The organism is Chryseosolibacter histidinae, assembly GCF_018598225.1.
Classification (GTDB): domain Bacteria; phylum Bacteroidota; class Bacteroidia; order Cytophagales; family Cyclobacteriaceae; genus Chryseosolibacter; species Chryseosolibacter histidini.
Window position 1 is genome coordinate 79328 of sequence record NZ_JAHESF010000024.1, and the last position, 22611, is coordinate 101938.

At 50.0% G+C, this 22611-nt stretch carries 22 protein-coding genes; 18 read left to right on the forward strand and 4 right to left on the reverse strand.

What is annotated here, in order from left to right; translation table 11 throughout:
- Window positions 1–20: 20 nt before the first annotated feature.
- From KK083_RS20900 to rsmA, 3 genes are read right to left on the reverse strand one after another with little or no spacing between them, the layout of a single operon-like run.
- On the reverse strand, window positions 21–968 hold the full coding sequence (locus KK083_RS20900; protein WP_254167265.1) for an NAD(P)-dependent oxidoreductase: 948 nt from the start codon (window positions 966–968) through the stop codon (window positions 21–23).
- The gene (mgtE, locus tag KK083_RS20905; protein WP_254167267.1) at window positions 968–2329 is read right to left on the reverse strand and encodes a magnesium transporter; all 1362 of its coding nucleotides are present in this window, start codon (window positions 2327–2329) and stop codon (window positions 968–970) included. Before mgtE ends, KK083_RS20900 begins: the two co-directional genes overlap by 1 nt.
- The gene (gene rsmA / locus KK083_RS20910; RefSeq protein ID WP_254167269.1) at window positions 2310–3137 is read right to left on the reverse strand and encodes a 16S rRNA (adenine(1518)-N(6)/adenine(1519)-N(6))-dimethyltransferase RsmA; all 828 of its coding nucleotides are present in this window, start codon (window positions 3135–3137) and stop codon (window positions 2310–2312) included. The genes mgtE and rsmA overlap by 20 nt, the downstream gene beginning before the upstream one ends.
- Window positions 3138–3302: 165 nt before the next feature.
- Here rsmA and pdxA point away from each other — a divergent pair, with 165 nt between their 5' ends.
- The gene (gene pdxA, locus KK083_RS20915; protein WP_254167271.1) at window positions 3303–4319 is read left to right on the forward strand and encodes a 4-hydroxythreonine-4-phosphate dehydrogenase PdxA; all 1017 of its coding nucleotides are present in this window, start codon (window positions 3303–3305) and stop codon (window positions 4317–4319) included.
- 91 nt (window positions 4320–4410) lie between these two features.
- On the forward strand, window positions 4411–4800 hold the full coding sequence (locus KK083_RS20920) for a TerB family tellurite resistance protein (RefSeq protein ID WP_254167272.1): 390 nt from the start codon (window positions 4411–4413) through the stop codon (window positions 4798–4800).
- Between the two features lie 17 nt (window positions 4801–4817).
- On the opposite strand, the gene KK083_RS20925 is transcribed toward KK083_RS20920, so the two are convergent.
- A complete protein-coding gene (locus KK083_RS20925) occupies window positions 4818–5300 on the reverse strand; it encodes a hypothetical protein (protein ID WP_254167273.1) in 483 nt (160 codons plus the stop codon).
- Between the two features lie 244 nt (window positions 5301–5544).
- Here KK083_RS20925 and KK083_RS20930 point away from each other — a divergent pair, with 244 nt between their 5' ends.
- The 16 genes from KK083_RS20930 to KK083_RS21005 form a co-directional block, all read left to right on the forward strand.
- Window positions 5545–6081: a YceD family protein gene (locus KK083_RS20930; RefSeq protein WP_254167274.1), complete on the forward strand. Its 537-nt coding sequence runs from the start codon at window positions 5545–5547 to the stop codon at window positions 6079–6081.
- 12 nt (window positions 6082–6093) lie between these two features.
- Window positions 6094–6285, forward strand: a complete 192-nt coding sequence (gene rpmF / locus KK083_RS20935; protein WP_254167275.1) for a 50S ribosomal protein L32 — start codon at window positions 6094–6096, stop codon at window positions 6283–6285.
- A gap of 191 nt (window positions 6286–6476) precedes the next feature.
- A complete protein-coding gene (locus KK083_RS20940; protein WP_254167276.1) occupies window positions 6477–7472 on the forward strand; it encodes a beta-ketoacyl-ACP synthase III in 996 nt (331 codons plus the stop codon).
- A gap of 78 nt (window positions 7473–7550) precedes the next feature.
- Window positions 7551–8114, forward strand: a complete 564-nt coding sequence (efp, locus tag KK083_RS20945; RefSeq protein ID WP_254167278.1) for an elongation factor P — start codon at window positions 7551–7553, stop codon at window positions 8112–8114.
- A 98-nt stretch (window positions 8115–8212) separates the two neighbouring features.
- Window positions 8213–8704, forward strand: coding sequence for an acetyl-CoA carboxylase biotin carboxyl carrier protein (gene accB / locus KK083_RS20950; protein WP_254167281.1), 492 nt, complete (start codon window positions 8213–8215; stop codon window positions 8702–8704).
- A gap of 132 nt (window positions 8705–8836) precedes the next feature.
- The gene (gene accC, locus KK083_RS20955; protein WP_254167282.1) at window positions 8837–10189 is read left to right on the forward strand and encodes an acetyl-CoA carboxylase biotin carboxylase subunit; all 1353 of its coding nucleotides are present in this window, start codon (window positions 8837–8839) and stop codon (window positions 10187–10189) included.
- 130 nt (window positions 10190–10319) lie between these two features.
- A complete protein-coding gene (locus KK083_RS20960) occupies window positions 10320–11960 on the forward strand; it encodes a TldD/PmbA family protein (protein ID WP_254167283.1) in 1641 nt (546 codons plus the stop codon).
- A gap of 14 nt (window positions 11961–11974) precedes the next feature.
- Window positions 11975–13615: a TldD/PmbA family protein gene (locus tag KK083_RS20965; RefSeq protein WP_254167284.1), complete on the forward strand. Its 1641-nt coding sequence runs from the start codon at window positions 11975–11977 to the stop codon at window positions 13613–13615.
- A 33-nt stretch (window positions 13616–13648) separates the two neighbouring features.
- The gene (locus KK083_RS20970) at window positions 13649–14992 is read left to right on the forward strand and encodes a TldD/PmbA family protein (RefSeq protein ID WP_254167285.1); all 1344 of its coding nucleotides are present in this window, start codon (window positions 13649–13651) and stop codon (window positions 14990–14992) included.
- Window positions 14993–15195: 203 nt separating this feature from the next.
- Window positions 15196–16833 (forward strand): TldD/PmbA family protein, encoded by a 1638-nt coding sequence (locus tag KK083_RS20975; protein WP_254167286.1) that lies wholly within the window; start codon window positions 15196–15198, stop codon window positions 16831–16833.
- 4 nt (window positions 16834–16837) lie between these two features.
- A complete protein-coding gene (locus KK083_RS20980; RefSeq protein ID WP_254167287.1) occupies window positions 16838–18172 on the forward strand; it encodes a TldD/PmbA family protein in 1335 nt (444 codons plus the stop codon).
- Window positions 18173–18333: 161 nt separating this feature from the next.
- Window positions 18334–18957 (forward strand): DUF4159 domain-containing protein, encoded by a 624-nt coding sequence (locus KK083_RS20985; protein WP_254167296.1) that lies wholly within the window; start codon window positions 18334–18336, stop codon window positions 18955–18957.
- Between the two features lie 94 nt (window positions 18958–19051).
- On the forward strand, window positions 19052–20065 hold the full coding sequence (locus tag KK083_RS20990; protein ID WP_254167288.1) for an AAA family ATPase: 1014 nt from the start codon (window positions 19052–19054) through the stop codon (window positions 20063–20065).
- 3 nt (window positions 20066–20068) lie between these two features.
- Window positions 20069–20962, forward strand: a complete 894-nt coding sequence (locus tag KK083_RS20995) for a DUF58 domain-containing protein (protein WP_254167290.1) — start codon at window positions 20069–20071, stop codon at window positions 20960–20962.
- A complete protein-coding gene (locus tag KK083_RS21000; protein WP_254167292.1) occupies window positions 20959–22221 on the forward strand; it encodes a BatA domain-containing protein in 1263 nt (420 codons plus the stop codon). Before KK083_RS20995 ends, KK083_RS21000 begins: the two co-directional genes overlap by 4 nt.
- A partial coding sequence (locus KK083_RS21005; RefSeq protein WP_254167294.1) for a hypothetical protein occupies window positions 22218–22611 on the forward strand: 394 nt, incomplete at its 3' end. The genes KK083_RS21000 and KK083_RS21005, both read left to right, overlap by 4 nt.

Below are 22611 nucleotides of genomic sequence, written 5' to 3' on the forward strand. Positions count from 1 at the left end.
GTCAGATGAAGATAAGAAATTCACAGCATCTTCTGAAAATCGAGTGCTTTGATTTTCTCCACCAAAGCTACGTTAATTTTCAGGTGCGATTCATACGTCCATCCTGCAATGTGAGGGGTGAATATTACATTGGACTTACGCTTGAGATAGTTGAAGGATTGCTGTTGTTCAGGGGTTAGCTTGTTGATTTTCTCATTCTCCAGAACATCCAGCGCTGCGCCCCTGAGCTTGCCTTTTTCTATCGCTTCGGCCAGCACACTGAATGGAATAATCTCTCCCCTGGCGGTATTTATGAGGATAATGTTCTTTTTGAAACGGCTCAGATAGTCAATTGAGACCATGGCCCGGGTTTCTTCTGTCAGCGGGATGTGCAAACTTAAAATATCGGTTTCCGCGAAAATGCGGGCCATATCCGCCTCTGTGCAAAAAGCGCTGCCATACCCCGTTTTATATTTATCATACGCCAAAACCTTACATCCGAACCCTGAAAGTCTCCGGGCGAATGCCTGCCCCATATTGCCATAACCAATAAGGCTAACAGTTTTCTCCATCAGCTCTTCGCCACGGTTGCCTTCTCTTTCCCACGTGCCGTTCCTGACCTCTGCATCGCCCCTGGGTATGTTGCGCATCAGACCCAACAGTATACCTACTGTAAATTCGCCCACAGCGTCACGGTTGCCTTCGGCGGCATGAAGCACATGGATTTTTTTCTGCGACAGGTAGGCCAGGTCAAGATTGTCAAGACCCGCTCCTGCCCTGCCGATGAACCTCACCGTTGGGTGCTCGCCCAACAGATCGGCATCAACAACCGTTTTGCTTCTCACGATGAGCCCTTCATATGCGCCAACGATCTGTTTGATCTCATCGCGCGCAATGCCTGGCTGATAATCAGGATGCCACCCGATGGCTTTAAGCATGGCAAACAAACTGTCATGCATCGGATCGATGATCAGGCATTTTTTTTTCATCAGATGAGAAGAAGGCGAATGGTTAAAAAATAAAGTGTAAGGCCCAGCAGATCGTTTATCGTAGTGATAAAGGGACCGGCAGCCAGCGCAGGATTAAAACCAAAACGGTTCAGCACCAGGGGCGTAATGGTACCGATGAATGAAGCGAACACAACCACGCTGAACAATGCAATTGAAACGATGAGCGACAAAGTATATTCTCCGAACAAGAGCACGTTGGCGCCCAGCACCAGCACCGAAAGAAAGAGTCCGTTGAGGATAGCCACAAAAAACACCTTGATCAGACGCTTCCACAATCCTTCATCTACGAAGTTGGGGTTGGCAAGACTCTGCACAATCAGTGATGACGACTGTATGCCTACGTTTCCGCCGGTAGCCTGGATCAGCGGTGTAAAAAAAGCGATCGCTGTTACACGCGCCAGCTGTACTTCAAAAAGCCCCATGAACTTGGCATTCATCAGGCCTCCAAAAATACCGATCAGCAGCCATGGCAGGCGGGCGCGGGCATTACGCCACACGCTATCGTCTTCCTCAACCGCTTCGCTGATACCGGTCATCGCCTGGCGCTCTTCTTCTGCCTGTTCCGTGATCACATCCACCACGTCGTCGATCGTGATTCTACCCACCAGCTGTCCCTGCACATTTACTACCGGCACCGATTCAAGGTCATACTTTCTCATGATCTCAGCCACTTCACGGTCTTCCAGATACGTTTCTACCGAGATAATATCTTTCTCACAGATGTCACCCACAATGGTGCGCGCATCGGTGATGATCAGGTCTTGTAACGCAACCCTGCCCATGAGCTTGTCCTGGTCGTCTACCACATACACAGCATAAAACTTCGAGACGTTCTCCGCCTGCTTGCGTATCTCATCAATGCACTGCACTACACTCCAATGATAACGCGCCTTCATGAGCTCTTTGGCCATCAGGCCACCAGCCACGTTCTCTTCATAACGCAAGAGCTCTATGACCTGGCTGCGAAGCTCGGGGTCCAGGCCTGAAAGAACTTCTTCTCTTTCCTTCACGGGAAGCTCGTGCAGGATATCGGCCGTATCGTCGGAAGCAAGGTGATTAAGAAATTCTGAGATCTCGTGTGGCTGGTATACTTTAAGATTTTTCTTTCTGGTATCCGAATCCAGGTCACTGATGATCTCGGCCTGCATTTCTATGGGCAGCAGGTCCATCACATACTTGGCTTCCTCGGGATTGAATTCGTATAGCAACGCCGTAATATCGGCTGCTTTGATGCCCTGAAGACTCTCGCGGATGAAGGCTTCATCGCGGCTATCCAATGCTTCCTGAAAGCGGTCGCGAAATTCTTTGGTCAGTTCAAATTCAACTATTGGTTCCTGCACGACTTTCTTCTATTAACCGGGTAAGATGGATAAACTCATCCACCGTAAGTTGTTCAGCACGTTTGTCCAACATAGGAAGTGATGAGACTTCTGCAGCCAAATTTAGATTTTTTAGAGCGTTGCGCAAGGTCTTGCGTCTGTTATTGAAACCCTGCTTCACCACCTGAACAAAAAGTTTCTCATCGCATCCCAACTGTCTGCGTTCATTGCGCTCGAGCCTGATCACTGCTGACATTACTTTGGGTGGAGGTGTAAAAACACCCGGAGGAACTTTGAACAGGTATTGAATATTGTAATAGGCCTGAAGCAGAACACTCAGGATCCCGTAGGTCTTGTTGCCATGCTGGGCCGCCAGGCGGTCTGCCACTTCTTTCTGAAGCATGCACACGATCTGCTGTACGTGATCGCGGTATTCGAGGGCTTTAAAAAAGATCTGAGATGAGATGTTGTACGGAAAGTTGCCGATGATGGAGAACGATCCCGGGAAGATCGACTGCAGGTCAAGTTTCAGAAAATCTCCTTCTATGATGCTTTGCTCCAGCGCAGGATAATTCTTCTTCAGATACGCTACGGATTCACGATCGATCTCCACCAGCCTCAGGGTGATGTGAGGTTTTTCAGCCAGGTAACGTGTAAGCACCCCCATACCCGGCCCGATCTCCAGCACCTGCTGATCTTGTGTACCGTCGGTCTTCAAACCGTCAACGATCTTGCGTGCCATGTTCTGATCGTTCAAAAAATGCTGGCCCAGTGATTTTTTTGGACGGACCTTATCCGGGTTTCCCTGCTTCCGTTTGTTGTTATGCATCGCCCAAAGGTAGGAATTGAGGTACGATATACGAAGTACGAGGCATGGCGGCGGCACGCTTAATCCATTCAAGGCGATATATATTTGTGATATTCAAATCGTGCAAATCCTATAATCCTTAAAATCCTGGTTTATTTTTGTTAATTCGCGAAGAATAAACTTTACATGACTCCATCCAAACCCAGAATAGGCATAACAGTTGGTGATCTCAATGGTATCGGGCCCGAAGTAGTGATCAAAGCGCTGGCCGACAATCGCCTTTTGAACATGGTGACTCCCGTGTTGTACGGCTCATCCAGGGTCGTATCTTTCTACAAGAAGCTCCTCAACATCGAAGAGCTCAACTACGCTCAGGTAAAGTCCAAAGGACAATTTGCACACAAGGCAGTGAATGTGGTCAACTGCTGGGAGGATAACTTCGAGATCACGCCTGGTAAACCGTCCAGGGAAAGCGGAAAGGCTGCTTTCACAGCACTGAAGTGGGCCTGCGAAGAGTTGAAAGAAGGGCTGCTCGACGCGCTCGTAACTTCACCGATCGATAAAAACACGATCCATAGCAGTGAGTTTCCCTTCAAGGGACACACCGAGTTTTTGACCCAATTCTTTGGGGCAGGAGAAAGCCTGATGTTCATGGTGAGCGATGCGATCAAGGTGGGATTAGTAACAGAGCATGTGCCCCTGGCTGAAGTGTCGAAGCTGATCACCAAAGAACGGTTGCTGGCCAAACTCTCGGTGATGGAAGCTTCTCTTAAAAAGGATTTCGGTATCAATAAGCCACGGATCGCCGTGCTGGGGTTGAATCCTCATGCAGGCGATGGTGGCCTGATAGGGCAGGAAGACGACCAGGTGATCAAACCAGTAGTAAACGACCTGCGTAACAAAGGAAAGCTTGTTTTCGGCCCCTTCCCTTCCGATGGATTTTTCGGTATGGCCCAGTATACCCGCTACGATGGCGTTATGGCAATGTATCACGACCAGGGATTGATACCGTTCAAATCAATAGCGTTCGAAAATGGGATCAATTTTACAGCGGGCTTATCCGTTGTACGAACCTCACCGGATCATGGCACAGCATACTCCATTGCAGGTAAAAACCAGGCGAATGAGGGTTCGATCAGGGAGGCCATATACCGGGCTGGGGATATTTTTCGCCATCGCACCGAACCATCCACAGAAAAATAACCTTTATTGATTGCATAATTTCTACCATTTAACCGCAGAAAACGTCGGTAAGCACAATATTTTATAAATTTGACTTCAAGTAAAAGTTGAAATGGACATTGTCACCAAAAAGCAACTGAATATACTTATTCAGCTTGCCGAAGCAGATAAACATTTTGCTAAGACGGAGCGTGAGATGATCTTCAAAATTGCAAAAGACCGCAATTTTCCCGAAGAGATAGTCAATGAGCTCATCCGGAATCCCGAGCCTATTGACACCCTTGGTGCCCTTTCCATGGATCAGAAATTCGAGTACCTGATGTCCAGTATAGAGCTGGTTTTTGTAGACCAGAATGTGTTTGAAAGCGAGATCATTTTTAGCAAGAACATTGCCATCAAGCTTGGATTCAAAAAAGGTGTGATCGACTTTATCATCGAGAATTATGGCAAAAAGACCCGCGAGGAGTTCAGGGGACTGCTGCTTCGGGAGTTTGTACTATAACCCATTTTTTGGCCGTATTATGTAATAAGCGGCGGATGTCCGATAGATGATTTCTTTTTCCGAAGGGGAGGGATAAGATCTGTGTTCGCCACAGGTATCCAGACTTCAATTTTGTCCAATCTTTTATTAATGGCAGAAAACCCTGTTTCTACTCTGGTTTCAAGCGTTTTGACTCTCGAGTCGACGGAAGTAAGCCGATCTTCCAGGTCAGTCAATTTCCCTTCTACTTTGGTCAATCGTCCCTCGACATTGGTCAATCTTCTCTCGACATTGGTTAATCTTCCCTCAACATTGGTTAATCTTCCCTCGACATTGGTTAATCGCCCCTCAACTTTAGTAAGTCGATTGTCGATGCCATCAAGCCGGCTATCAATGCCGTTGAGTCTTCGATCAATACCGTTAAGCCGGACGTCCATTTTAATCAATTTCTGATGTACTGGTTGGAGTTGCCGTTCCAGGAGCTTCCGGATCTTGAGGAAATCATTGGATGAGAGAGTCATGCGTTTAAATTGTTTTTTTCCCGGATTCAAAGATGTGCGTATTTTCGAAAATCCGGAAGTGTTAGCTTAATTTTTAGTACATTTAGATATTTTAAGTAGTAAAATGTACCTAAAATATTAATAAATACTTAATACGGATTTCTGAAACCATTGTATTCAGTCCAGGGCTTCGTATTTCCCCATTCCTTTGCGCTTTCCATTAATTTCCCTAAATTTGCCGACTTATTTAAAAGCCAGGTGAGGTATGGGTGTGAAGGCATTTAGCGTGAATATCATTGGCCTGAGCAACAGAATTCACACATTTCAGTACGAAATCGGTGATGTGTTCTTCAGGGAATATGGCAAAGACACAGGTCTTGTCTCTGAGGGAACGTTTCATGCTGAGGTGGAGCTGGACAAGCGCGAGACCTTTATAGAAGCCAGGTTTAAAATAGAAGGGAAGGCAAAACTGATCTGTGATCGCAGCCTGGACCCTTTTCAACACCCGGTTGAAGTTGATAGAAAAGTGGTGTTTAAATACGGCGATACAGATGAAGAGCTCAGCGACGAGATCGTCATCATCCGCCGGGACACAGACAGCCTTGAACTCGGACAATATATTTACGAGTTCATCAGCCTGGAGATACCGATGAAAAAACTTCATCCAAGGTATCAGGGGGAGCTGGAGATGGAAGATGGATCTGAAGGAAAGATCATCTATACCTCCGGAGGCGATACCGATGACAATAACGATGGCGAAGACATTGACCCTCGCTGGGAAAAATTAAAGAAATTAAAATAAACGCTGTAGACTATGCCAAATCCGAAACGAAAAACCTCGAAAACCCGGAGAGATAAAAGAAGAACACACTATAAGGCTTTTGCCAAAGAATTAGCGGTGTGCCCTACTACCGGTGAACATCATCTTCCCCACCGTGCTTTCTGGCACGAAGGCAAGCTTTACTTCAAAGGTAAAGTAGTGATGGAAAAAGAAGTTTTAGCATAAACATGCTTAACCTCGGGCATACAATATGTGAATGCGCTGCCCTGACGGCAGTAATCGGGGGAAAACAGAATCCTTACATCTTCTGAGAAGGAGATCATGACGAATTTGCTCGGTAATCTTATCGGGCATTTTTCATTTTTAAGAAGTTTGAAGTTTAGATTATCCCGCTAGTTTGAATTTAAAATAACACTATGAGTAAAATAAGGGCCGCCATCACCGGTGTAGGAGGATATGTTCCGGATTATATTCTCACCAACCAGGAACTTGAGACCATGGTTGAGACCAGCGATGAGTGGATTACCTCCCGCACAGGAATCAAGGAGAGAAGGATACTGAAAGGTGATAATAAAGGGGTTTCCGTCCTGGGCATCGAAGCAGTGAAAAACATGCTTGCCAAGACCAAGCTCGATCCCAAAGAGATCGATCTGGTGATCTTTGCTACGGTGACGGCCGATATGACCTTCCCGGCAACGGCCAACATTGTGGCTACTGCTGTTGGCGCTGTAAACGCCTTTAGCTTTGACATGAGCGCCGCCTGTTCCGGCTTCGTGTATGCCCTGGCTACAGGAGCCAGCTTCATAGAGTCAGGCAGGTATAAAAAAGTAGTGATCATTGGCGGAGACAAGATGTCTGCCATCATGGATTATACCGACCGCACTACCTGCATTATCTTCGGCGACGGCGCAGGCTGTGTGCTGCTGGAGCCTACCACAGAAGATGTGGGTGTGATGGATGCAATACTTAAAAGCGATGGCGCAGGAGAAAGCTATCTGCACATGAAGGCGGGCGGAAGCAGATTACCTGCCTCGCATGCCACTGTTGACGCCAAGCAACATTTCGTGTACCAGGAGGGATCGGCCGTATTCAAATTTGCCGTTACCAACATGGCCGATGTGGCGGCACAGATCGCTGAAAGGAACAAACTCAACGCAGAGAATATCGCATGGCTTGTGCCGCATCAGGCCAACAAAAGGATCATCGATGCCACTGCCAGCCGTGTGGGCATCACCGAAGACAAGGTGATGATGAACATTGAACGGTATGGAAACACTACGGGTGGAACCATTCCGCTGCTGTTGTGGGATTATGAAAAGAAACTCAAAAAAGGCGACAACCTCATCATTGCTGCTTTTGGCGGAGGTTTTACCTGGGGCGCCGTTTATGTAAAATGGGCGTATAACAGTTGATAACAACGCACGCACGTGGGCGCGTTATCAGCTTGCATTTGTTTAATTGATTTGTAACTTAAAGTCGTTTTTTAAATTATGGCAACCGTATCGGATCTCAGCAAAGGAAATTATATGCGCTACAACGGTGAAGTGGTACAGGTAGAGGAATTGCTCCACCGTACTCCCGGCAACCTTCGCGCTTTTTACCAGATAAAAATGCGCAACGTTCGCAATGGCAAAGTTGCTGAGAACCGTTTCCGCCCCGGCGACGAAGTAGAGATCCTTCGTGTAGAGACCAAAGAGTATCAATACCTCTATGCTGACGGTGAAAGCCTCGTGTGTATGGACAACGAGACGTTCGACCAGATCTACCTCGACAAGGTACTTTTGGGCGATGCCGTGCAATACATCAAGGAAGGTGTTACGTTGCTGATCGCTTTCGAGAACGGTACCAATCCCATTACAGCAGAAGCGCCAGCCCACGTTGTGATGGAAGTTCAATATACGGAACCCGGCCTGCAGGGCGATACTGCCACCCGTACCCTGAAGCCTGCAACCCTGGAGAATGGTGCCGAGATCCGCGTACCCTTGTTTATCAACACCGGTGAAAAAATAAAAGTAGACACACGTACAGGAGCTTACATAGAACGTGTTAAATAGATCTTATGAGCAAAAGCCGCACGCCAAAACCGACTGCAAAAAAAGAGACCAACACATCACGGACATCTTCGGATTCCGGATCATCAAACCAATCTGAAATGAAAACATCAGAAATCCGAGACCTTATCGACTTCATCTCCAAATCCGGCCTGAACGAGGTGAACATTGAGACCAAAGAGCTCAAGCTTCAGGTGAAACGCGAGCCGGATCAGAAAGTATTCAAATCCACATCGGTTGTTGCGCCGGTTGCCGCCGCTCCCGTAGCCACAGCTGCGCCCGTAGCTTCAGCCGCAAGTGCTCCTGCTCCCGCATCCAAGGCTCCGGCAGCTTCTTCAGACTCCGGCAAGAAAACCATCGAGATCAAGTCACCCATGATCGGTACCTTCTACCGCTCATCAGGCCCTGACGCTGCCCCGTTTGTATCGGTCGGCGATAAGATCTCCAAAGGCCAGACAGTATGCATCATTGAAGCGATGAAGCTCTTCAATGAGATCGAATCGGAAGTATCGGGAACAGTGGTAAGAGTGATGGTAGAAAATTCCACGCCGGTTGAATACGACCAGGTACTGTTCGTCGTAGAACCTGACTAATAACTTTCGGTCCCGATAACTATCGGGACCAGATCTCTGATTTCCTGTTTTGTAAATCCGGGATCTGACTTCAACTTACATTGAGACCGGGCTCAATCTGAAATCAACCCGAATCAGAAATCAAATAAAGGAATGTTCAAAAAAATATTAATAGCCAACCGCGGCGAGATAGCCTTGCGCATCATTCGTACCTGTCGCGAAATGGATATCAAGACAGTAGCGGTTTACTCCACTGCAGACCGTGAAAGCCTTCACGTTCGTTTTGCTGATGAAGCCGTGTGCATTGGCGACGCTCCCAGCAAAGATTCATATCTGAATATACCCCGCATCATTTCAGCGGCCGAGATCACCAACGCAGACGCTATCCACCCGGGATACGGATTTTTGTCTGAACGCGCCGAGTTCTCTGCCATCTGCCATGAGTATGGAATAAAATTCATCGGCCCCACACCTGCCATGATCCAGGCCATGGGTGATAAATCAACGGCCAAGGATACTATGAAAAAAGCCGGTGTGCCCACGATCCCCGGTTCTGACGGCCTGCTCGACTCCATCGAAGAAGGACGCAAGCTCGCCAAGGAGATCGGCTACCCGGTGATCGTCAAGGCAACCGCCGGTGGTGGTGGAAAAGGAATGCGGATCATCAACGATGACTCCGAGTTCAAAAAAGCATGGGACGATGCCAAACGTGAAGCCGGTGCAGCCTTCGGAAACGATGGATTGTATCTGGAGAAATTTGTTGAAGAGCCACGCCACATCGAGATCCAGGTAGTGGGCGACCAGTACGGAAAAGTGTGCCACTTGTCTGAACGCGATTGCTCCGTGCAGCGCAGGCACCAGAAGCTGGTGGAAGAAACTCCTTCTCCTATCGTGAGCCAGGAGCTGCGCGAGAAGATGGGCGAAGCTGCCATCAAAGGTGCAAAGGCCATCAACTATGAAGGCGCAGGAACGATCGAGTTCCTCGTTGACAAACACGGCAAGTTCTACTTCATGGAAATGAACACCCGTATCCAGGTAGAACACCCGATCACGGAAGAAGTAACAGACTACGACCTGATCAAAGAACAGATCAAGGTTGCAGCGGGTGTGCCGATCTCGGGCACCAACTACTTCCCTAACCTCTATGCGATGGAATGCCGGATCAACGCAGAAGATCCCGCTAACGGTTTCAGGCCCTCTCCCGGCAAGATCACCAACCTGCATATGCCCGGCGGACACGGTGTGCGCATCGACAGCCACGTATACGCCGGTTATACCATTCCTCCGAACTACGATTCAATGATCGCCAAGCTGATCGTCAGCGGCCAGTCGCGTGAAGAGGTGATCACCCGTATGAAACGTGCCCTGCAGGAATTTGTGATCGAAGGCGTGAAGACGACCATTCCTTTCCATATCGCCTTAATGGACAATCAAATTTTCAGGTCTGGTAAGTTCACCACCAAGTTCCTCGAAACATCCTTCGATTTTTCAACGCTGCCGAAGTAGTTCCAAGCGCTGACCACTCATATAACCTAATAGCAAAGGATACCATTTTCGGTATCCTTTTTTTCTTTTTCAATATCTTAGTAAGGACAGGAATGATCCTGATCCAGTTATTTATTTAAATCTTACCACTTTGAAGAGACGAGACTTTGTTCAACTGACAGGTTTAGGTATTGGCGGAATGCTTTTACCTTTTCCGAGCATGGGGAATCCTACCACGATCGAAGCGATGTTGGACACTCCCCTGGATATCAGGCAGAAAAAACAATTGGCGGATGTGGCGCTGAACACGGCAAAATCATCAGGTGCAACGTATGCGGATATCCGGATTGGCCGTTACCTGAACCAGTTCATCAGCACACGCGAAAATAAAGTTCAGGGCATAGAGAACAGCGAATCGTTCGGTACCGGCATCAGGGTGATCGTGAACGGAACGTGGGGCTTCGCAGCAACCAACGATGTCACTAATGACGGTGTTAAGAAAGCAACACTGCGGGCCGTGGCCATCGCCAAAGCCAATTCAAAATTCCAGAAGGAACCGGTGAAGCTGGCCCCCGTAAAAGCCTTCGGTGAAGTGGTCTGGAACACACCCATTCAGCAAAATGCCTTTGAAGTGCCGGTCTCTGAAAAAGTAGACCTGCTGCTGAAAGCCAATGCCGGCGCTTTGCAGAACGGGGCAACGTTTGCAAGCTCCAACCTCTTTATGGTGAACGAGCAGAAATATTTCGCTTCCACCGACGGCTCTTACATCGATCAGAACATCCACCGCATCTGGCCCACATTCAACGTTTCCACAATCGATAAAGCGTCAGGGAAGTTCAAGGCCAGGCAGGCATTGAGCGCACCCATGGGCATGGGCTATGAGTACATGGTGCCAAAAAAGGAAGATAAGCTTCAAGGCCCCGCGGGCATGGTGCTCTACCGCAACAGTTACGACATTGTTGAGGACGCCACGCTTGCCGCAAAACAGGCTAAGGAAATGATCACCGCCAAATCGGTGGAACCTGGCAAATACGATCTCGTACTCGAGCCAAACCACCTCGGCCTCACCATCCACGAGTCGGTAGGCCATCCGCTGGAGCTCGACCGCATACTGGGATATGAAGCCAACTATGCGGGTACCAGCTTTGCCACGCTCGACAAGCTGAAATCCGGCACCTTCAATTATGGAAGCAAGATCGTGAATATTTTCGCCGACAAGACGCAGCCCGGCTCACTGGGCGCTGTGGGCTACGACGATGAAGGCGTGCAGTGCAAGCGCTGGGATCTTATCAGAGACGGCATTCTTGTCAACTTCCAGGCTATCCGGGATCAGGCGCACATTCTCGGTCAAAACGAATCGCACGGATGCTGCTACGCACAAAGCTGGAGTGATGTTCAATTCCAGCGCATGCCCAACGTATCGCTTGCGCCCGGCAAAGAGCCTTACAGCATCGACCAGATGATCAAGGACGTGGAGAAAGGTATCTACATCGCCGGCCGCGGCTCCTACTCCATCGACCAGCAGCGTTACAATTTCCAATTTGGGGGAACCGTGTTCTATGAGATCAAGAACGGCGCTATTACGGGTATGCTCAACGACGTGGCCTACCAATCCAACACACAGGAATTCTGGAACAGTTGTGTGAAGATCTGCGACGAGCGCGATTATCGCCTGTTCGGATCTTTCTTCGATGGCAAAGGCCAGCCTTCACAGGTCAGCGCTGTATCGCACGGAAGTGCTACGGCACGCTTCAACGGCGTTAATGTCATCAATACAGGCAGAACCATTTAACCTAAACCTAATACATGAAAAGACGAGATTTTATCCAGTTGGCGGGAATGGGCGCCGGCGCAATGATGCTGCCGATGCCTGCCTTCTCGCGAACAGTGGATCCGGCCGAGATGCTGGTGCCGCTCATGGATGTAAAACAGAAAAAAGCGCTGGCGGATGTTGCCCTGAACACGGCCAGGTCGCTGGGGGCAACCTATGCCGATGTGCGCATTGGCCGGTACCTGAACCAGTTCGTTGCCACCCGCGAGAAAAAAGTGCAGGGCATCACCAACACCGAATCGTTCGGCACGGGCGTGCGTGTGATCGTCAATGGCACCTGGGGCTTCGGCGCCAGCAATGAAGTAACGCCTGACGGAATTAAAAAAGCAACCGAACGCGCCGTGGCCATCGCCAAAGCCAATTCAAAATTCCAGAAAGAGCCGGTGAAGCTCGCCACTACACCTTCGTATGGCGAGGTGAGCTGGAAAACACCCATTCAGAAAAACGGTTTCGAGGTATCGATCAAAGACAAGGTAGACCTGCTGCTGAATGCCAACGCCAAGGCTATGGAAAAAGGCGCCAGCTTTGTGAACAGCCTGCTTTTTTTGGTGAATGAACAAAAGTACTTCGCCTCTACGGAGGGGTCTTACATCGACCAGGACATTCACCGCACCTGGCCCAACTTCAGCGTGTCGATGGTTGACAGGCAGTCGGGCCAATTCAAAAACCGTTCTGCCTTCAGTGCCCCCGTTGGCATGGGTTACGAGTATCTTGACGGAAAAGCGGAAGACAAGATCCAGGGTCCCGGCGGAATCATCCTCTACAACAAATCTTACGATATTGTTGAAGACGCCGCCATGGCCGCAGAACAGGCGAAGCAGATGATCGCAGCCAAGTCTGTGGAACCGGGCAAATACGACCTGGTACTGGAACCTTCTCACATGTGGCTCACCATCCATGAATCGGTAGGGCACCCCACCGAGCTCGACCGCGTGCTGGGATATGAAGCAAATTACGCCGGCACAAGCTTCCTCACACTCGATAAATGGCAATCGAAGAACTTCAAGTTCGGCAGCAAGATCGTGAACTTCATGGCCGACAAAACACAGGTGGGTTCACTTGGCGCCGTAGGATTTGACGACGAAGGTGTGAAGTGCAAATCGTGGGAACTCATCAAAGACGGTGTGCTTGTCAACTACCAGGCCATCCGCGACCAGGTGAATATCATCGGCCAAAAAGAATCGCACGGATGCTGCTATTCGCAAAGCTGGTCTGACGTGCAGTTCCAGCGTATGGCGAACGTTTCGCTGCAGGCAGGGCGCGAACAGGTTACTCCGGAGCAAATGATCTCCGGTGTCGACAAAGGGATCTACATCGTGAAAGACGGTTCGTTCTCCATCGATCAGCAGCGTTATAACTTCCAGTTTGGCGGCGTGCTCTTCTTCGAGATCAAGAACGGAAAGATCGCCGGCATGCTGAAAGACGTAGCCTACCAGGCGAACACACAGGAGTTCTGGAACTCATGTGCGCAGATCTGTGATGAGCGTGATTACAGGCTCAACGGTGCTTTCAATGACGGCAAGGGCCAGCCCAGCCAGTCGAACGCCGTATCACACGGTTCTGCCACCACAAGGTTCAACGGTGTAAACGTGATCAACACAGGAAGAACCATCTAATCGTAAATCCGAAATTGTAAATCAGAAATAATCATGGCAATACTTTCAAAAGAAGAAGCTAGAAAAATATTGGAGAAAGTGCTGAGCTTTTCCAAGGCGGATGGCTGCGAGGTGAACCTGAACGGTTCTGACGGCGGCAACATCCGCTATGCGCGGAACAGCGTCTCCACCTCCGGCGAAGACAGCAACATCAGCCTGGCTGTTCAATCGTACTACGGCAAAAAAGCGGGCAGCGCCACCATCAACGAGTTTGACGATGCGTCGTTGGAGAAAGTTGTACGGCGCGCTGAAGAGCTCGCGAAGCTGGCGCCCGAAAACCCCGAGTTCATGGAGCCGCTGGGACCACAAACCTACGGACCTTCCAAGACCTGGTCTGAGGCTACGGCGAAGATCACACCCGATTATCGCGCACAGGCTGCCGCCAACAGCATCGGCCCCGCATCGGCGAAAGACATCACGGCTGCCGGATTTCTTGAAGACAACCGCGGCTTTACGGCAATGATGAACAGCAAAGGTCTGTTTGCCTACAACCAGTCTACCAATGTTGATTTCACCGTCACCATGCGTACCAACGACGGTACCGGCTCAGGCTGGGTCACCCGTAACTTCAACGATGTAAGCAAGCTCGATACAGCCGAGGCTTCAAAAGTTGCGATCGACAAAGCATTGATGTCGCGCAACGCCAAGGCCATTGAACCTGGAAAATATACCGTTATTCTGGAGCCTGCTGCTGCCGGAGACTTGATCGGCCTGATGCTGTTCGGTATGAACGCGCGCCAGGCAGACGAAGGCAGAAGTTATCTTTCCAAAAAAGGTGGTGGCACGAAGCTCAACGAAAAGATCGTTGATGAGCGTGTGAACATTTACACCGATCCGCAGCATGATGACGTGCCTGCATCGCCCTGGATGCCGAATGGACTGGCCAGGAAAAAAATGGATCTGATCCGTGGCGGCGTAGTAAAGAACCTGATCTATGACCGTTATTGGGCGTCACAAAAGAACGTTGAGGCAGTTCCGCTTCCCGGAAACCGCATCATGGAAGGTGGATCGGCATCGCTGGAAGACATGATCAAGGATACCAAAAAAGGTATACTCGTGACACGCTTCTGGTATATCCGTGCCGTTGACCCCCAGACATTGTTGTACACGGGTCTTACCCGCGACGGAACTTTCTACATCGAGAACGGTGTGATCAAACATCCGATCAAGAACTTCAGGTTCAATGAAAGTCCCGTGATCATGCTCAACAACCTCGAGACCCTTGGTAAGCAGGTGCGCGTGGGCGGTGGCGGTGGCCCCGGCGGTGGTGGAAGCTCGCTGATCCCCTATATGAAGATCCGCGACTTTACCTTCACCAGCTTGTCTGACGCTGTTTAATACGTTTGATCTCAGATCTCTAATCCAATCCCCGGCCATACCGGGGATTTTTTTTATGCTATTATCTGCTGATCGTTAAAGCTATTTATCGGGATCTGATTGGATCGATTTTAATAAAATGCTAATATCGTCTTGCATAATTAGCGGTCTGTAATTCTGACAACCTGAACGCCGACTAATTAAAACACTTAAACTCTGATCCCTTGAAAAGACGAGACTTTATTTACCTCACGGGAATGGGCGCTGCCGCCACCATGCTGCCTGGTATCCCGGTTACCGGAAGGCCTATTACGCCTGAAGAAGCGCTTATGCCGGTAGACCCTGCTCTTAAAAAGCAGATGGCGGATGTTGCACTCAACGCCGCACGTTCAAAAGGAGCCACTTACACCGATGTTCGCATTGGCCGTTATCTGAACCAGTTCGTGATCACACGCGAAGACAAGGTTCAGAATATTGTGAATACCGAATCTTACGGTATGGGTATCCGCGTGATCAGCAATGGAAGCTGGGGTTTTGCGGCCACCGACAAAATGGACAAGGAGAGCATTGCCAAAACCGCGGAGCTGGCAGTAGCCATTGCCAAAGAGAACTCCCGGCTTCAGACCGAGCCCGTGCAGCTGGCGCCCCAGAAAGGATACGGCGAAGTAAGCTGGAAAGCACCCATTGAAAAGAACGCCTTCGAGATCCCGATCAAGGAGAAGGTGGATCTGCTGCTGGGCGTGAATGACGCAGCCATGAAGGGTGGCGCAAATTATATCACCTCCCTCCTGTTCATGGTGAACGAGCAAAAGTATTTTGCCTCAACGGATGGCTCTTATATCGACCAGGATATTCACCGCATCTGGCCTACGTTCTTCATCACCAAGATCGATGCAGCCACGGGCAAGTTCGAGACCCGCAATGCGCTTAGTGCGCCCGTGGGAATGGGTTATGAATATCTTTACGCACGGCCTCAGGACAAGATCCAGGGTATCACCACGCTCTACAAGGGCAGGTATGACATGCTCGAGGACGCCAAGGCAGGTGCAGCACAGATCGGCGAAAAGCTCAAAGCAAAATCCATCGAGCCGGGAAAATACGACCTCATCCTCGATCCTTCTCACTTGTGGCTCACCATCCATGAATCGGTAGGACACCCCAGCGAGCTCGACAGGGTGCTGGGTTACGAAGCCAACTTCGCCGGAACCAGCTTCCTCACCCTCGACAAGTGGCAATCGAAACAATTCAAGTTCGGCAGCAACATTGTGAACATCGCGGCTGATAAAACACAACCCGGATCGCTGGGTGCTGTGGGCTACGATGACGAAGGTGTGAAGTGTGGCCAGTGGGACATCATCAAAGACGGCATCCTGGTGAACTATCAAACCATCCGCGACCAGGCACATATTCTTGGACTCACCCAATCGCAGGGATGCTGTTATGCAGACAACTGGAGCAGCGTTCAGTTCCAGCGCATGCCGAATATTTCACTGCAGCCCGGCAAAGAGAAAAAGAGCATCGATGACCTTATCAAAGGTGTTGAGAAAGGTTTGTATATCATCGGTGACGGATCGTTCTCCATCGACCAACAGCGCTATAACTTCCAGTTCGGAGGACAGCTTTATTATGAGATCAAGAACGGAAAAATTGCAGGCATGGTGAAAGATGTGGCTTACCAGTCGAACACCCAGGAGTTCTGGAACTCATGTGTGGGCATTGCCGATGCCAGCGACTACCGTCTCGGCGGTTCGTTCTTCGACGGCAAGGGTCAGCCCGCGCAGAGCAGCGCCGTTTCCCACGGCTCGTCCACCGCCCGTTTCAATGGTGTTAATGTGATCAATACTTCAAGAAATATCGGATAAGACTATGGCTATACTTACAAAAGACGAAGCCTTCGCTTTATTGAAAAAAGTGCTGGCTTATTCCAAAGCGGATGAATGTGAAGTGAATCTGAGTGGTACAGACAATGGTAACGTCCGGTATGCACGCAATTCTGTGACCACCAGCGGGCGCATCAGCCAGAGCAGCCTGGTGGTGTCGTCGGCTTTCGGAAAAAAACTTGGCGTGGCTACCATCAACGAATTCGATGACGCATCGCTTGAAAAAGTTGTGCGCCGGGCAGAAGAGCTGGCGAGGCTTGCTCCCGAGAACCCTGAGTTCATGCCTTTCCTCGGCCCGCAGAAATATGCAGAGCCCATCACCTATGTTCCATCTACGGCAGCCATCACGCCGAAGCAACGCACCGACCTGGTGGAGCAGAGCCTGAACGTGGCCAAGAGCAGCAAAGCTGTTGCGGCAGGCTTCCTCGAAGACAATGCCGGCTTCTCAGCCATGATGAACTCGAAGGGGTTGTTTGCTTACAATACATCGACCAATACAAATTTTTCCGTGACGGTACGTACCTCAGACAGCCTCGGTTCGGGTTATGCCACACGCGGTTATAACGACGTCACCAAGCTGGATACGAAGAGCGCTACACAGATCGCTACAGACAAAGCCCTGAAGTCGGCTACGGCAAAGGCGATAGAACCGGGCAAATACACCGTTATTCTCGAACCCGCCGCAGCAGCGGTGCTGATGGAGCGCATCTTTTTCGGGCTGGATGCACGGCAGGCTGATGAAGGCCGCAGCTTCCTGAGCAAACCCGGAGGCAAGACCCGTCTCGGCGAAAAGCTGGTGGATGAACGTGTCACCCTGTATTCCGATCCACTGAATCCTGAACTGCCAACCTCCACCTGGAGCGGAGACGGAAGGCCACAGGAGAAAGTGACCTGGATTGACAAAGGCGTAGTTAAAAACTTCTCATACTCACGCTACTGGGCACAGAAGCAGAACGCCAGGCCTATTCCCGCGCCTGACGGTATGATCATGGAAGGCGGAACAAAATCCCTGGAAGACCTCATCAAAGGCACGAAGAAAGGGATCCTTGTGACACGCCTGTGGTACATCCGTGATGTTGACCCTCAGTCGCTGCTGCTGACCGGCCTTACCCGTGATGGCACTTTCTACATCGAAGACGGCAAGATCCAGTACCCGGTGAAAAACTTCCGCTTCAACGAAAGCCCGGTGATCATGCTCAACAACCTTGAAGAGCTTGGAAAACCCGAGCGGACCGTGAGCGTGGAATCAAACCAGAACTACCTCCTGCCTCCCATGAAGATCCGGGACTTTACCTTTACAAGCCTGTCAGACGCGGTCTGATGCTGGTCATATCCCTAACAGAATCCCTGGTCATTGGCCGGGGATTTTTGTTTTGGCGCACTGAAAACGAGTGCAAAAATGAATCGAAAAAACGATCCGTTATTCTTTCCGCTTATATAATTCATCTTATTAGATTGCCTGTGAAACAGGAAATTGCAATGATGTCTGCTGATAACAAGTTCTTCTTTACACGCCTGCAGTATGAATCGGGCGACTGGGACGTGGATCAGCGCATGCCTTCTAACGTACTGAACTCCCTCATCGAATATACGACGCTGAAGGTTGAGACCCAGGAGAACGTTGTCTCCTTAAGCAGCACGGAGATCTTCCGCTGCCCGTTCTGTTATCTCAGCGGCCACAAGCTGGTAGAGTTTACGGCACAGGAACGAGAGAACTTTGAAAAATACGTACGCAATGGTGGGTTCGTTTTTGTAGACGATTGCAATCACGACATCGACGGGCTCTTTGCCAAGTCTTTCGAATCGCAGATGGAACGGATCTTCGGCGCCTCAGCCTTGAAGAAAATTCCCAACAACCACCAGCTGTATTCCATGTTCTTCTCGTTCGAGGGCCCTCCCACCACCTCGCAGGAGCTGAATGGTTGGGGCGATGACATCGTACACGATTACCTGAAAGCGATCGAGGTTGACGGACGCATCGGTGTTCTTTACAGCAACAAGGACTACGGCTGTGAGTGGGATTACGATTTCAGGAATAAAAGATTTTACCGGATAGACAATACAAGATTCAGTGTGAACATTGTGATGTATGCACTGATGCGATAATAGGCAGTAGGCAAGGATAGTCCACGGTCGACGGTCCACGGCAGTGCGGAGTGATAGAAACCAAAAATTGAAATCAGAAATCTGAAATATAAAAATGACCACAGAACTAAAAGCAGCAGAACAATCGGTTCAGGAGATCATACAGAAGCTTCAGGCGCTGAAGCAGGAAATTCAGAAGGTGATCGTTGGGCAGGAAGAGACCATCGATCAGCTTCTCATCACATTTCTTGCTGGTGGACACGCGCTGCTGGAAGGTGTGCCGGGGCTGGCCAAAACGCTGATGATCCGCACACTGTCAGAGGCGATCGATCTGCGCTTCAGGAGGATCCAGTTCACACCTGACCTGATGCCCTCCGATATCATTGGCACGGAGATCCTGGAAGAAGATCACGCCACGGGTAAACGATTTTTCAAATTCAACAAGGGGCCGATCTTCGCCAACATCATCCTGGCAGATGAGATCAACCGCACCTCGCCGAAGACACAATCCGCGTTGCTGGAAGCCATGCAGGAATTTGAAGTTACCTATGGCGGCGTTACTTATCCGCTGGATAAACCCTTCTTCATCCTGGCAACACAAAATCCCATCGAGCAGGCAGGAACATTTCCATTGCCGGAAGCACAGCTCGACCGTTTTCTTTTGTATGTGAAGATCTCTTACCCTACAGCCGACGAAGAAAGGTCAATCCTCGAAAGCACAACGGGAAGAAGATCAGCAACGATCCGCAAGATCATCGATGGGAATAAAATACTGGAAGCGCAAAAACTGGTTCGTGAAATTCATATCAGTCCTGACCTCATTTCGCTGGTGACCGACCTCGTGCGATCTACGCGGCCTCACCAGACAGAAGTGAAAATGGTGAAAGACTGGGTTCGCTGGGGTGCCGGTCCGCGCGCGGGGCAAGCCATGATCCTCACCGCCAAGGCAAGAGCGCTGCTGATGGGCAGGTTTGCAGTAACGCTTGACGACATCCGGCACGTAGCGCTACCGGTGCTTCGCCACAGGGTGTTGCTCAACTTCAAGGCCGAAGCCGAAGGCATCACCGCCGACCATGTCACACTTCACCTGATCGATACCATCAGCGCACAGCATAAAAAGGCATTGTAGTGTATGGATGCACGCCTCAAAGAACTGCTTAAACCGGAGATCCTCAACACCATGGACGGGCTGGAACTGGTTGCCCGGATCATTGTCGAAGGTTTCATGAGCGGCAGCAACAAGAGCCAGGCCATAGGCGTGGGCCAGGAATTCAGCCAATACCGGAACTACGAACCCGGTGATGACCTCCGGCAGCTCGACTGGAAGATGTACGCACGGTCAGAGCGTTATTTCATCAAACAGGCGGAGATCGAAACCAACATCACCGTAAAATTCATGGTAGACGCCAGCAACTCCATGGCCTACGAAGAAGATGGTATCACCAAACTTCAGTTTGCCAAGATCATTGTTGCAGCGCTTGCCTACCTCGCACGCAAGCAGGGCGATACGTTCGGCCTCTACACCGTGAACGATGAGCACGTCACCATGCTTCAGCCGCGCTTCGAGCAACAGCAGTTCATGCGTTTTCTGCATGAGCTTGTGCAGGTAAAACCCATGAGCTCATGGAAGAAAAGTGGTGTTGAGCAGCTCTTCGACCATCACGGCAAAGAGATGATCGTTTTTATTACCGATCTGTACGATGAAGCGCTCGATCTCATCAAGTTCATTTCACGTCTCAAAACTTCAAAGAACGAAGTGATCGTTTTTCACCTCATGGGAAAACATGAAACCGAGCTTGATCATGCAGGGGCTTTTACTTTTCGCGACCTGGAGAGCGGTGCAATGGTAAAAGTGGATACACGGGCGCAGCAAAAACAATATGCAGAAAAAGTAAAACAGTGGGTCAACGATTCAAGGCTTTCACTATTGGAGAAGGGAATCAATTATCACCTGGTGCGCATGGATGAATTGCCGGAGCAGATCCTGCGCGATTTTTTAAAGGCCAGAAAAAACCTCATGCGATGATCCAGTTTGCAAATCCGGTGTGGTTGTGGGGACTGCTGGGATTACTGATCCCGGTAAGTATTCATTTGCTGAGTCGTAAGGAAGGCAAAGTGATTCCCATTGGCAGTCTCCGGCACCTGAAAGAGTCGGATACAGCGCAATTCAGCAGCATCAGGCTTAACGAAATTCTTCTGCTCCTGCTGCGTTGCCTCCTGATAACGCTGGTAGTGCTGATGCTTGCCGGGGCCGCGATCAGGCAAACGACTTCGTCGGAGAAGAAGTGGCTGGTAGTGGAAAGAGGCATCGAAAGAGAACGAATGGCCGCGACACTTATTGACAGTTTGTCGGCACAGGGTTATGAGCTGCGACGCCTGACGAAAGATTTTCCATTGCTGGAAGATACGCTCCACAACGATGAAACTATACCGGACTATTGGGCCCTTGCGGAAGCACTGGCGGCAAAACCATGGAACGACATCATAGTTCTCAGTTATAACTACGTGGAAGGATTTAACGGAAAACGTCAGTCTATGCCTGATAACATCCGTTGGATCACGTATGAGCCTGCACCTGCCACCTTCGTTGCAAAAGCGATAGCCTTGGCCAACGATTCCGTGTGGGTTCGAACGGCGCAAACTTCGGCCGAAGCCACAATGCTGAACACCACCCTGGAAAGGACTGCGGCAAATGCAATGACGGTTGATCAGGTTGACACCATCAAAGTATCGCTGTTTTATGACCTGCAGTTCGACCGTGACGCGAAGATCATTGAAGCGTGCCTCGGAGCGGTGCAGACCGTATCCCCATACAAGATCATCATCGATAAAAAAACAACCGCGCAGTATAAACCAACGAGCAACAGCTGGACCATCTGGTTGGCCGATCAGGTGCCGCCAGCTATTCAGACACCATTGATCGTCTACAGTGCCTGCGCCGGGAATTTGCAGCCGGTGATGCTTCGTGGAGAACAAGCCCGTGTTTTGTGCAACGCTGCTGCCGGCAATCCGGATTGGATGATCACACGTCGCCTCACAGAAGGCCTGGCACTTGATGAGAACCTGAGCCTGACGCTTGCCTCGATATTACTTTCAGACCGATATATGGTCGACGATGAAAAAGATAAACGACAGCTGGCGGGGAAAGCGACGTGGTCAGCAACAACAGAAAAAGAAATACGTCAGGCTGACGTCGCCAGCACGCCGCTTGAAAGTTTTCTTGCCATTGTTTTGTTATTATGCCTGGCCGCGGAGCGCTGGCTCGCCTTTAACCGTAATCAATGAGCATTACAGAAGCACGATATCAGCTGAAACGGCTCAAACGGAAATACTTCGCCTTGAGGATAGCTGAGGTATACCTTTGGGCACTGGCTTCCGCATCCATTGCTTATGGACTCACCTCGTTGTTCGCTTCAGCAGTCTATGGATATATCCTTGCAACAACTGTTGGACTGGCGCTCTTTTCGCTGGTGTTTATCCGGTACCGGCTGCATCTTTTGAATGAAAGAAAGGTGATTGCCTTCATCGATCAGCAGCATCAGCAGCTTGAAAACAGCACCGATCTGCTGGTGAAGGAAAGTGGAACACTCACATTGCTGGAACAACTGCAGCAACAACGGGTACTTGATCAGTTCACGCTGGTGCAACATGATCTGCTGTCTCGTATACACCTCT